Annotated in this window: 9 protein-coding genes; all 9 read right to left on the bottom strand. The window is 46.6% G+C overall.

Annotated elements, in window-relative coordinates; genetic code table 11:
- Positions 1 to 305: 305 nt before the first annotated feature.
- The 9 genes from QUB24_RS21540 to arsM all read right to left on the bottom strand — a co-directional run bounded on the left by QUB24_RS21540 (position 306) and on the right by arsM (position 12,357).
- Positions 306 to 1,946, bottom strand: a complete 1,641-nt coding sequence (locus tag QUB24_RS21540; RefSeq protein ID WP_333155301.1) for a thioredoxin-like domain-containing protein — start codon at positions 1,944 to 1,946, stop codon at positions 306 to 308.
- Positions 1,947 to 2,126: 180 nt separating this feature from the next.
- Positions 2,127 to 3,125, bottom strand: coding sequence for a type II restriction endonuclease (locus QUB24_RS21535; protein ID WP_333155300.1), 999 nt, complete (start codon positions 3,123 to 3,125; stop codon positions 2,127 to 2,129).
- A complete protein-coding gene (locus QUB24_RS21530) occupies positions 3,106 to 4,542 on the bottom strand; it encodes a site-specific DNA-methyltransferase (protein ID WP_333155298.1) in 1,437 nt (478 codons plus the stop codon). The genes QUB24_RS21535 and QUB24_RS21530 overlap by 20 nt, the downstream gene beginning before the upstream one ends.
- Positions 4,543 to 4,661: 119 nt before the next feature.
- Positions 4,662 to 4,823 carry a hypothetical protein gene (locus tag QUB24_RS21525; protein WP_333155297.1) on the bottom strand — a complete coding sequence of 54 codons (162 nt, stop codon included), beginning with the start codon at positions 4,821 to 4,823 and terminating at the stop codon, positions 4,662 to 4,664.
- A 28-nt stretch (positions 4,824 to 4,851) separates the two neighbouring features.
- The gene (rppB, locus tag QUB24_RS21520) at positions 4,852 to 6,183 is read right to left on the bottom strand and encodes a two-component system sensor histidine kinase RppB (protein ID WP_333155295.1); all 1,332 of its coding nucleotides are present in this window, start codon (positions 6,181 to 6,183) and stop codon (positions 4,852 to 4,854) included.
- 1 nt (position 6,184) lies between these two features.
- Positions 6,185 to 6,898 carry a two-component system response regulator RppA gene (gene rppA, locus QUB24_RS21515; RefSeq protein ID WP_333155293.1) on the bottom strand — a complete coding sequence of 238 codons (714 nt, stop codon included), beginning with the start codon at positions 6,896 to 6,898 and terminating at the stop codon, positions 6,185 to 6,187.
- 318 nt (positions 6,899 to 7,216) lie between these two features.
- Entirely contained in the window at positions 7,217 to 10,354 is a 3,138-nt protein-coding gene (locus QUB24_RS21510; RefSeq protein ID WP_333155292.1) for an efflux RND transporter permease subunit, read from the bottom strand.
- 106 nt (positions 10,355 to 10,460) lie between these two features.
- The gene (locus tag QUB24_RS21505) at positions 10,461 to 11,120 is read right to left on the bottom strand and encodes a hypothetical protein (RefSeq protein WP_333155290.1); all 660 of its coding nucleotides are present in this window, start codon (positions 11,118 to 11,120) and stop codon (positions 10,461 to 10,463) included.
- A gap of 268 nt (positions 11,121 to 11,388) precedes the next feature.
- Positions 11,389 to 12,357, bottom strand: coding sequence for an arsenosugar biosynthesis arsenite methyltransferase ArsM (gene arsM / locus QUB24_RS21500; RefSeq protein ID WP_333155289.1), 969 nt, complete (start codon positions 12,355 to 12,357; stop codon positions 11,389 to 11,391).
- Between the last annotated feature and the right edge of the window lie 22 nt (positions 12,358 to 12,379).

Raw genomic sequence — 12,379 nt, 5'->3', positions numbered from 1 at the left:
TTGTCCGATACCTAGAAAGTAGACCACAATTATTTATCAATGCACTGTTTAGTTATTTTGTCAATGCGTAAGTCCTAATTCCTTATATCGGTTAGGTGTTCTTGGGTCGTACACCCTAAATATAGAAGTTCTGCATCCAGAAGTGAATTGCGGGTGAGGCACTGCACTCACCGCGAATAATTAGGGTAACTTACTTGGCTTGAAAATGGTGGTAAGGTGCGCCGAAGAGCACCCTACTTTAGCACAATCAATCTGGCAATCACGAGAATTGAGAACCGTGCCTGAAGTCAAAAAAGTCGATCGACTTAATCAGGAAAACAAACCTCTGGAGCGCACAAACTGGGGAAATCCAAAGTTGTGACTTCCAGCGTATCCAACTCAACTCTCCGAATTACATGATTGTTCGTATCAGCAACAAACAAATGAGGCCCGATCGCACTCAACCCAGAAGGTTCAAAAAATCGAGCCTTGAGACCTTTAGCATCAACCAAACCTGCTGTACCATCTCCAATCATTGTTCTGCACGTACCGCCCCGGTGGTCGATCCGCTTAATTTTGTGATTGTAAGTATCAGCCACCCAGAGGTAATTTTGAGCGTATTCAACACCCAAACAGTGCTGCAACCTTACCTCATCACCGCGACCATCTTTATCCCCAAAACCAAACAATTCACCGCTACCGCAGACTGTACGCACCTTCGGGTCTTCATCAATACCCACAGCGCGAATCGAACTAATTTCGCTGTCAGCAACAAACAACTCCGATCGATCCGTAGACAGGCCGCTGGGCTGAGAAAAAGCAGATTCTGCAAGACTTCCGTCAACACAGGATTCTCTGCCAATACCCGCATAAGTGGCGATCGTGCCTGTGTCTAACTGCATTTCCCAAATTTGATGGGAACCCGCCATTGCAATAAAAAGTCTATTTCCAACCCTTTCTAAATCCCAAGGCGAATTCAATTGCGTTTCTAAACCCTTGCCGCTACGGGGTGCAATTTCGTGACTTTGTTCGCCCGTACCAGCAACAGTTTCCACCCGTTGAGTCGTAAAATCAATCTTTCTGAGAGCATGATTTTCCGTATCAGCAACATATAGAATTTGACTTTCTGCATCAAAAGCCATACCTTGAGGTGCATAAAACTCAGCCTCTTCAAAGTCCCCATCAGCTAAACCCGGTTTGCCACTACCGATAACGTGCAGCACCTCACCTTCGAGGGTGCTGACAACAATCCTATTGTGGCCGGAATCGGCAATAAATAAGCAAGAACCGACTAAGTTTTGTATGACTGAATTAGCAGGTCCTGGCAATACAGTTTCATCTAGAGATTCATTTTCCTGAGTCATTTCGCCCAAAAGCGCGACCTGTTGGTGAAGATGTTTTGCCTCCGTTGCAGCGATCGCAAATGCCAGCACTTTACCGGGAAAAGCCAGCGGTGTTGATACAGGTTTGCGCTGTTTTTCTAAGGTAAAACGCAGTTGTTTAAAGTTAAGTGCATTTTTGTCTTTGTATTCAGCAATTAACTTGCCAACTAACTCGTCAAGTGCTTCTCTATTGCCTTCGCCCGAAACAAAGCCGACGACATAACTTTCAGGATCGATCACCATTAAAGTTGGCCAAGCGCGAACCGCGTAGCTTTGCCAAACTTTCATGCCGCTGTCAACGATTACAGGATGTTCGATATCGTAGCGGAGGATAGCTTGGCGGATGTTTTCTACTTCTTTTTCGTTTTCAAATTTAGCCGAGTGAACCCCAATAACCGTAAGGGAATCTTTATATTTTTGTTCGAGGTATTTTAAGTCGGGCAGGACGTGCAAGCAGTTGATGCAGCAGTATGTCCAGAAGTCGAGGAGGACGACGCGCCCTTTTAAGGCTTCAATGGATAAAGGTTTTTCGGTATTCAGCCAGGGGTAGTTTCCGGGGAATTCTGGTGCTCTGACGCGAGGCATGGCATCTCCTGGGTAGGACGTGAGTGATTTTTTTACTTCTTTAATTTAGCGGGAAGTTTGGCAGGATGGGAAGAAAGCTGATTAAACCAGGGTTTTTCGAGACAGCGAACATGGCTGTGGCACAAGAGGGGGGCGAGGGAGGATGGTAAAACCGACACGGAGTCAAAACGGTTGTTGCTTTTATAAATTACATAACCAACGAGAAATAGATGCAACTTGATTCTCCTGATTCAGATTTGCAGCATTACTGAGAGTCCGGTTTTCCAGTTGATGCCAGATTTCACCCGCCATCCTTCTTGCAACTGCCGAACCCACAAAGAAAGTCAGAGGTGAGTGTCCAACTGTGGAAAATGCTTCGCGTATGCGATTTAGTGCCGCTTGTGCCGTTTTCCAATGCTCATCTGCACCTGCAGGATCGATTCCGCCTTTAAGTTCGCCCAATGCAATAACATAGGGTGCCACGATAGATGGCTCAATTGCGCTGGATTTATTAGCTACCAACTCCGTCGGGGCAAGATTAAATAAACATAAATCCACATTGCTCCTGACGAGTGGAACAGTTAGGTTATAAATCAATGTGCGATTACCTAGCTCGCTCTCCCAACTTATCCCACGTAAAGACAACTCAATTTCTGTGTCATCATTTGTCATGGCTATCCACTTTTTTGTCTTTGAGTCTTGCCAATAATATCTCTTACTAGCAATTGTGAGAGTCGAGAGGATAGCACGAGTTAGTTTTCTTTGTGCCAATACTCCGCCAACATTACGCATTGAGCCACCAAGCGTGTCACCACGAGTCAGTAGAAATCTAAACACCAATTCCTCCACAAAATTTGTGCCTGCTGGCTCAAGAAAATTCCTGATTAGACCATTTATCGCTTCAATCTTATCCTTTGGCATCAAATGAGCAAGAGACTTGTCAGATAATCCTGCAGCAGTCAACAATCCCATTTCAATGCCCTTAACATTTAACAAATCAGCAGGACTCGCAGCTTGACCCGCAGCTTCTTGAAGTGCTCTTGCTTGGGCGAGGTAAGGGGTAGCGCGTCGATTTTTTTCAAGGGCAAGTGCCACAAAACCCGCACGAGTGTCTTCAGATGTTGTGACAAGATCGTCACTGGATTGAAGGTGGTTACGATAAGCACACATAGGTATCCAGTTATTGTTTTTTCCATACATAAACGCACTTCCTCAAAGGAACACGTCCATAGTTTCCCATCTGTTGACTACTATTCCCCTTATCACCTGGTAAGACGAGAATATTTTCCGTAATAAAGCCGAGTTTTTCAGCGAAATCAGAAAGAATCATGTCCACTGAAATGCTTATACCTGCGTAGCGCACATTGTCATTAACCATAAACAAAAATGCCCCGGATTTAAGGATACGAAAGCTTTCTTGTATTACGCAAGCCATTTCATAGAAATATCCTCTTACCATTCTTGGTATACCATTGTTGTTCAATATACCCAGTGACTTTTGGGTGTCCAAATATCTTAAGATAGCCTGCAAGAGAGTTTGCGAATTAGCAATACTTAAAGCTACTTCCCAATCCTGATTAATAGCCAATAAATCTTTGGGGTGATTCTCAACCGTACAACTTAGCATTTCCTGACGCAGATTAATTAATTCCTTTTCAGAAATTCCTAGTAAAGCTAGCTCTAGTGCATAGGTGCGAGTATAGTCATATCGATTGCAGTAGGGTGGAGATGTGATGATTGCATCGTAGGTAGAGTCCGGCAAATCGGGCATTATCTTCAGACAAGAACCTTGATGCAAATTAATTTTGCCTTGTTGATTATTCTGAGTTTGAAAAAGCTCAAGTTGTTGTGTAGGAGGTTCTAAGTCGTTAACAAGTTCATTAAATTTTTTGGTAATAGCTTGACTGAACTCCAGAACCTCACCTTTATTGAAGGACTTCTTTGACGTGCCATGACCCGAACGGTAATCCCAACGAAGATACTGTCCATCTTTGCGTGTATAGCTTACGGATTCTAAAACACACAGTAAAGTCAAGACTAAAACTGATTGAACCTTGGTATTTTCTTGATAACAAGCTCCAAGATATTGCTCAATTTGTATTTTAGTTTCTTCGGAGTAAGCCCCTTTAGTGATTCTCAATTCTGGCAAACTGACTGGGTTTTCAAATTGTTTCCATATTTGCAAATTAAACCATGTCTTTAGTCGCTGAAAATCATCAATAGTGAAGGCATTGTCTAAAATAATTTTGGTATTAATTATATGTTGACCAATAGGTAATAATTCAATCCCCTCACCATCTATTCCCAAGTCGCTAGCAGCAAATAGAGCAGTTCCACTACCTGTAAAAGGATCGAAAATCTTGCCTTGAATGACTTGATATTTTTGGAATAAGAACTCTACCAGAGAAGCGGAGAAAGCTTCCTTATACTTGTACCACCTATAAATGGGTCTAGTTTTGTTGGCCTGAAAACTAACCAAAAGTCTGGTAAGCGAGGGCTGGACTACAAACTTGTCTTGAAAGCGATCGTGTAATTGCCTGTCAAGGTTATCAATCTCTTCCAGAAAGTCATTTTCCTCTTCAGGGGCTATGTTGGAGATGCTTGATATATTTACCATGACTACAAATTATTAAATAACTAACTGTCGATCGTAGTATACCAGTATCTCCAATCAAAAAACGGGCAGATGTCGCTACCCCTGTAAATTCTCTCTGACGAACCAAAGAATTAACCGCTTCAGAAATTCTCCCCTCTGGCTGAACCCCAATTTTCTCCTGGGTTTTCCCGGCTGTTATTTTCCAGCATTACCAATACACCATTAATTTTATTCTGCTCGATCGCACTTGCGATCGAGTTAACCCACAGATTGATATTCTGCGGTTCCCCTTGCAAAGGCAATCTTGACGCGATCGCAGTAATATTGTTCTCATTTGAGTGGTAGACGGATTGTAAATGTACTGCCTTTTCCTAACTCACTCTGGACTTGAATGCTGCCTTGATGAGCCACTGCGATCGCACTTGCAATCGATAGCCCTAATCCAGCACCACCCGTGGCTCTAGAACGATCGCTCTGCACTCGGTAGAAACGATCAAAAATTCGCGTTTGTTCGGCTGGGTTGATACCAACACCTGTATCTTGAACTTGAATTATGGCTTCCTTGTCGGTGCAATCGAGGATGGCAATGATTAGCCCTCCTGGGGGAGTGTAGTTAATAGCGTTGATAATTAAATTTGTTACCATTCGGTAAAGTTGGGCTTCATCCCCAAGAATTACAACGGCTCGCGAAGCACGAATTTCTAACTTCAATTCCACCTCAGCCACGATTGCTAAACCTGCAAGTTCTTCTACTAAATCGCCAATCAGATAGTGGAAACAGCAATGCTGCAATTGAGTCGGAATCTGTTGTTGCTCAAGTCTACAAATAAACAATAAATCTTTCACTAACCTAGAAAGGCGGATGTTTTGTCGTTCGATAATATCGAGGTTTTGACTAACCTCCGGTAAATCTTCAGCCAGACGAGTATCCTCAACAGTAGCCTGAATGACAGCCAGAGGCGTTCGCAATTCATGAGCGGCATCGGAGGTGAATTGTTGCATCTGGCGATAGGACTGATAAATTGGTCGCATCGCTAATCCAGATAACCACCAACTCGCTCCTCCCACTAGCAGCATGACCAAGGGTAAGCCTAAAAAGAGCAACAATCGCAAAGTGTTCAGATAAGCATCCCATTCTTTGAGCGATCGCCCAATTTGCATATAACCCCAAGGCAAACCGCTGTTTGTTCTCAGTAATAGAGAAATTTGATAAAAGCGATCGCCATTAGAAAGATGCAGAATTTGCCAAAACTCTTTTGGTGCAAAGTTTTCTAATACATCCGGCTGCTCTCCAACCTTTGCTAATATTTCCCCAGATTGGTCTAAAAAGCGGAGATAATATCCCTCCTGCTGAAACACCCTAGCAGTATGTCGCGCCCCGTCATTGCCTGAAGAGTAACAGTTTTCATTCCACAGACACAAACCGGGCAAAATAGTTTTCAAGCTGGATGAAAGCTGTCCCGGTTGTTGTAATTGTGGTTCGATAGTGTCATGCAGCGTTCCGGCTAAGGACTGTAGTTTTTGCTGGAGAATGTATCGCTGCGTGTGAAACACAACCTGATAGACTGCAACACCGCATATACCTAACAACAACCCCAGGACGATCGCATACCAACCCGCAAGTTGCCAGCGCGTGCGGTTAAATAGCTTGTTGGAGTGCATATTACTTGCTCAAGCGATACCCGAATCCATGAACCGTTTCAATCATCCCGTCGCAGCCATAATCTGCCAGCTTGCGGCGCAACAGACGAATTCTAGCAGCAACTACATTGCTCATCGGGTCAGTATCAACATCCCACAGCCGAGTCAAAAGTCGATCGCGCGTGAGGATTTGGTTCGGATGCTGCATGAAATATTCCAGTAACCGAAACTCATTAGCCGTCAGAGGAATCACCCTTAGCTGTCCTTCGTCATCCGTAGTGCAGATGATGGATTTAGTATAGTCAAGCAGCAATCGCCCCACCTCAAGTTGGGCAGGATTGAAATGGGGTGAGTTTTCTGGCGACAAACTCCGTCCCCGTCGCTGAAGAGCCCGCAACCGGGCTAACAATTCTGCTTTAATAAACGGTTTCATCAGATAGTCATCAGCACCCGCATCTAGCCCTGCCACCATATCTTCCGTGCGATCTTTTGCCGTCAACATCAAAACGGGTAAAGGATTATTCTGCTGGCGCAAGCGTTGGCATAGTTCGACGCCAGAGATTTCCGGCAGCAACCAGTCAAAAATTGCAACCGTGTACTCGATCCATTGGTCTTGCAGATAGTTCCAAGCAGTTGTGCCATCCTGCACCCAATCCACCAGGTACTTTTCGCGGCTCAAGGTGCGTTGCACGATCGCACCCAAATCGGGTTCGTCTTCCGCCAGCAGAATTCTCATTTTATAGCTATCTCGTCCGATACTTTTTTACTAATAAACAGATCATACTAATTCTCAAAATTTATCCAAAATTAGCTCTGGGTGCGTCGCTATCAAAGCTGCTAAATAATAATATCGATATATTTCATTGCATCGGAATGATTTAACCGCAGAGGACACAGAGGACACAGAGAGAGAATAGCTGTAGGGTGCGTCGCTATCAAGCTCCTAAATAATATCGATAGTCTCACAGCGACGCATCGGTGCATACAGTCTTTTAGGAAAATCCTGCGAGCACCGTTGCCAATCTCTGTCCATTTTTAACCCAGTGGTCAAGGTTTAGCCTACTTCTTTGGTTGGTGTCGGCTCAATGCCATAGTTTTTCAACTCGGTTGTTTCCATCACCCGTTTAGGCATTAGAAACTTGCCAAATCGAGCATACAATGCAGGTAGAACCAGTAGGGTGAGAGCAGTTGAGGTAAAGAGTCCGCCGAGGACGACGATCGCCAAAGGCTGCAACAATTCCTTACCAGCGCCACCGCTTAAAACCAGGGGAATCATCCCCAATGCCGAGGTGAGTGCTGTCATCAGAATCGCCAGCAACCGTTCCATCGAGCCTTCGACAATGACTTTGGGAAGCGGCATTCCTTGTGCCAGTTTGGTGTTGTAGTTGTCTACAAGCAGCAACCCATTGCGCGTCGCTACGCCAAACAGCGTCACAAAGCCCACCATTGACGGAACTGAGATAACGCCGCCCGTGAGCAGGACTGAGATAACACCCCCGACCAGTGCCAATGGTAAGTTGATCATCACCATCAACATCGCAGGAACGGATTTCACCGTGAAGTACATCAATACAGCGATCGCTAGCACTGCTAATATTCCGAAAATTAGGAAGTTTTGAGCAGCGCGTTGTTCCGACTCATACTGTCCGCCGTACTGAATATAGTAGCCTTGGGGCAGTTGCACTGATTGCTTAACCTTGGCACGAATGTCACCGACGACCGACGCAACATCGCGTCCCTGTACGTTGGCTGACACTACAATTAAACGAGAGACGTTTTCTCGGTTAATCGTGTTTGGGCCCTTACCAAAGTCAACCTTTGCCACTTCCGAAAGCGGGATGATTTGACCTGTTGGGGCATTAACTTGGAGGTTGCGAATCGTGTTGAGATTGCGACGGGCTGATTCGTTGACCCAAACCAACACATCGACCAACTGTTGACCATCGGGCACTTGAGCAACCACGCGACCATTTAGGGCTGTTTCGGTGAAATCGGACAATTGGGCGATCGTCAATCCGTAGCGAGCGGCTGCATCCCGATTAAATTGAATTTGTACTTGACGGATCGGTATTTGGGGCTCAAGCTGAAGGTCTACCAATCCCTTCACGTCTTTCATTGTCGTTTCGATTTGTTCTCCAATGCGGCGTAGTTCTTGTAAATCGTTGCCGAATACTTTGATCGCGATCGCACTTCTGACACCCGATAGAACTTCATCCATCCTGTGACTGATAAATCCACCGACATTACCAGCAACTCCCGGAAACTGACCCAATACCTCCCGCAAAGCTTGAATCGTCGCAGGACGGTTTTGCATCGCTGCTTCACTCAGTTCCACGTCCAAGTGTGCTAAGTTCACCGATGCCGCATCTGGGTCGCCCGGAGCTCTGCCCGATCGCAGTTGTACTGATTCAAATCGGGGGTCATCCTTCAGGGCTGTTTGAATCGCTAACCCGATCCGATTGGTTGATTCCAATGAAGAACCGGGATAAAGGGCGATCGCATTCATCAGCGATCGTTCCTGGAACGTTGGCAAAAAATCCCGTCCTAACGTCGGCACAATCAGCATTGCCGCCACCATTGACGCTGTAGCCAATCCCAAAATTAAGGTAGATCGACGCATCGCCATTTGGAGCAACGGATGGTAAACTCGCTTGGAAAACAGTGCTAGGAAAGGTTCTTTCGTCTGCATCCGGCTGTGGGGCAACAGAATAGCACACAAAGCAGGGGAGATTACCAGGGATTCCAGGCTGGAGATGACTACCACCACCAAGTAGGCGATGCCCATTGGAGTGAAGATGCGTCCTTCCACACCTGAAAGCGTGAAAATCGGTGAAAAGACAATAATTCCAATTAAGGTGGCTCCAATCAGCGACTCGCGCACTTCCTGAGAACCCTCAAAAATCACATCCATTGCTGGCTGGGGATTGGGCGAGAGGCGATTTTCCCGTAAGCGGCGGTAGGTATTTTCGCAGTAGACGATCGCATCATCCACTGCTGTCCCGATCGCCACTACCAATCCGCCGAGGGTCATGGTGTTGAGTTCCAGTCCAATCCAGGAACACACTAACAGCGAGAACAGTAGCGAGAGAAAGAAATCCAGCAAACAGATGGTGAGGGTGCGCCAGTTCATCAGAAACGGAATCAGAATGGCTGCGACAATCAAACTGCCTTCGATCAACGCCGAGCGCACATTACCAACTGAGGCATCAATGTAGGCATCTTGCCGGAAAGTGACATTCGCCTTCACATCTTTGGGTAAGCCCGGTTTAATTTCCTCCATCGCCTCGATGATGGCTTGCGTGACGGTGGGACTATCCACCAAAGGTTGCTTGTTGACCATCACGACCACAGCCCATTTAGTATTCCAACTGGCATCGCCTCGCTGGAGTGCAGCCCCAATCTTCACCTCTGCCACATCCCGCAGTAGAATCGCTTTTCCTTCCTGCACCTTGACGACCGCTTTTTGCAAATCTTCGATGTTCTGGATTTGTCCCTGTCCCCGAATCACTAATTCGCGCTCGGGGTCAATCAACAATCCACCGGCGGTTTTGGCATTTGCCTCGTTTGCCGCCTTGACGACTTCCTGAAGGGAAACCTTCAACGCTTGGAGTTTTTCAGGATTCGCAATCACCTGAAACTGCTGCAAATCTCCGCCGTAAACCAGCACTTGCGATACGCCTGGAACTGCCAACAACCGATTGTTGACTTTGCCATCCACCAAACGTCGCACGTCCATAATCGATGTAGTGTCAGACGTGAACGCATATTGAATCACCGTTCCGATGGGGGGAGCTAGGGGCGATATCTGTGGTGTACCAATTCCTTCGGGTAATCGGTCTTGTGCGTCCTGTAATCGCTCTGCCACCTGTTGACGAGCTTGATAGGGGTCAGTTCCCCACTTAAACACCACCCGCAATACAGAAATTCCTACGGCTGAGGAGGTACGGACGACTTCAACTCCTGGTGTTCCGTTGACCGCACTTTCTAGCGGTAATGTCACCAACGATTCCACCGCTTCTGGCGCAAGACCAGGGGCTTCGGTCTGTACTTCTACTTGAGGGGGCGCAAAATTCGGCAAGACATCGAGGGGCATTCGACTTACAGTATGTGTACTCCAGATGGTTAGGGCGATCGCCCCGAACACCACTAACCATCGTTGAGCAATAGACCATTTGGGGATGACGTTTAACATAAAAATGAAATTTGGATAGCATTAGGCAAGCTTTTAGGAGACGGAGTAAAGAGATTTACTCCGTCGCGATCGACTGTTACCAAAAATCTTGGTTTTTGAATGTCTATTAGTCCTTGCCTTTTAACCCAAAGACGGCGAATCCACCCACCAGTAAAACTCCTGCGCCTGCTACCCACATCAAGGGTGACGATCCTTGAGCAGGCTGCGCTTCTGCTTGCGATGTAGCGGGCGATGCTTGCGTTTCTGCTGGCGATGTAGCGGGTGATGCCTGCGTTTCTACTTGCGATGTAGCGGGTGATGCCTGGGTTTGGGCCTGCGGTTTACCTCGCAATGCCTCCGAGTACAAAAACGTTGCCCCCTGCATCACAATCTGATTTCCCGGAACTAAATTGCCTTCTTTAATTTCCACCACATCTCCAGAGTCGCTACCAATCTGAACTGAGATTGGTTTGTAGGTTGTTCCTTCCTGGATGTAGACGAGCTTTTGCCCATTGGCATCAACTAAGCTGGTGCTGGGAACTTTGACAATACCTCCATCGGTTGTAGGGGCAACTGCCTCTGTCTTAATTCCCAATGCGGTTGCTTTACTGGCATCAACTTCGATCGGCTGCATAATCTTCGCCGCATCGCCACCTGCAAACTCGTTGTCATGCCCAACGTGCGCCAGCACCGGGGCCGAAGCCGTGCACAACACTAATCCCAAAACAAAACTAGATCCGTAACGGACGATCGATAATGAACTTGAATTTAAAGATTTCGATAGCATGGAAATTTCCTCCTCACATTTAGCGAACGGGGGTGATGAAAACAGCCACTCCTCTCAAGAGCAATCTATTCCTTACTTCAGAGTTGTGAACCTTCTCCCGCTAGGATGTCAGGGGGAAATAAAAATTTGATGAAAATTTGAGGCGAAGTCTAAAATTAGAGACTTCTATATAGCCTTTTTCAAAAAAGTGAGGTATGCCCTATGCCCCATGCCCCATGCCCTATGCCCTATTCCCCAAAGATTACAGCCACATTATTCCGAAATAAATCTAACAGCAACCGCCGCCGTTATAATGCCAAGTCGAATCAGTAATTAACACCTTATCCGGCATCAATCCCCCCAACTTCCCAGCAGTTTTATCGCAGACAGCCGCCGGAACTCCCCGCTGCAAAACGTGGCCTGCCCCGTCATCAAACAGCTCTTCAGACCCCGTATAAATCGCCGTCTTGCCAGTGAAAATGCAAGCTCCGTCATCCGGTACATCCACTTTGAAAGACACCGAATCCAGGCTTTCTAACAGCAAATCGGCATCCAATTGATAATTGTGTTTGTCCAGCAATCGGTAAGGACGGCGCGCCCGCACTTCGACTTGCCCAAAACCAACGTCTATAAGGTGTTGAACGTATTCTGCGTATGTCAAAGCACCGGACAAACACAGGGCGCGCAAGCGTTCGTCTTGCTTCAAATGCTGCGGAATTGGCCGAGTTGCGATCGGATCGCTCATCAACAATCTGCCACCGGGTTTTAATACCCGATAAGTCTCTTTTAATGCTTTAGCTAAATCCGCTGGTTCAAAGATATTAAACAAGCAGTTTTGGGCGACAACATCTACAGAAGCATTCGGCACTGGCAACGCAAAAGCATCGCCTTCACGAATTTCCACAAAACTCGGATCGAACCAATCATTTTCGTGGGCGGCTATTTGCAAGTTTCGTGCAGCCGCATCTCGCATTGCTGGAACCGGATCGACGGCAATAACCGCTCCTTTGTGTCTAGAAAAATACGCAAATTGTAGTGCTTCTAAGCCACCGCCGACGCCTACATAAAGCACGAAGGGATTGCCTACAAGTTCGGCGGCGTGAACGGTTGTGCCGCAGCCGTAATTCATTTCTTGCATTTGTTGGGGAATTTTTAATCCTGGCAATTGCAAGGGGCTGCTTTGGACGCAGCAAAGTCCGATTTGGGGTGTTTCGGCAACATCGCTGTAGAATTTGGCGGCTGTTTCGAGGTAGGTCATTTTTTAGTGTCCTAATTTTTGA

This window comes from Microcoleus sp. B9-D4 (assembly GCF_036705105.1).
Classification (GTDB): domain Bacteria; phylum Cyanobacteriota; class Cyanobacteriia; order Cyanobacteriales; family Microcoleaceae; genus Microcoleus.
This window is presented reverse-complemented; position numbering and strand designations above follow the sequence as displayed.

What these genes read in the sequence shown, in the direction of transcription:
- QUB24_RS21540 (WP_333155301.1), bottom strand. Translation starts at nt 1,946, where the DNA reads ATGCCTCGCGTCAGAGCACCAGAATTCCCCGGAAACTACCCCTGGCTG.
- QUB24_RS21535 (WP_333155300.1), bottom strand. Translation starts at nt 3,125, where the DNA reads ATGTATGGAAAAAACAATAACTGGATACCTATGTGTGCTTATCGTAAC.
- QUB24_RS21530 (WP_333155298.1), bottom strand. Translation starts at nt 4,542, where the DNA reads ATGGTAAATATATCAAGCATCTCCAACATAGCCCCTGAAGAGGAAAAT.
- rppB (WP_333155295.1), bottom strand. Translation starts at nt 6,183, where the DNA reads ATGCACTCCAACAAGCTATTTAACCGCACGCGCTGGCAACTTGCGGGT.
- rppA (WP_333155293.1), bottom strand. Translation starts at nt 6,898, where the DNA reads ATGAGAATTCTGCTGGCGGAAGACGAACCCGATTTGGGTGCGATCGTG.
- QUB24_RS21510 (WP_333155292.1), bottom strand. Translation starts at nt 10,354, where the DNA reads ATGTTAAACGTCATCCCCAAATGGTCTATTGCTCAACGATGGTTAGTG.
- QUB24_RS21505 (WP_333155290.1), bottom strand. Translation starts at nt 11,120, where the DNA reads ATGCTATCGAAATCTTTAAATTCAAGTTCATTATCGATCGTCCGTTAC.
- arsM (WP_333155289.1), bottom strand. Translation starts at nt 12,357, where the DNA reads ATGACCTACCTCGAAACAGCCGCCAAATTCTACAGCGATGTTGCCGAA.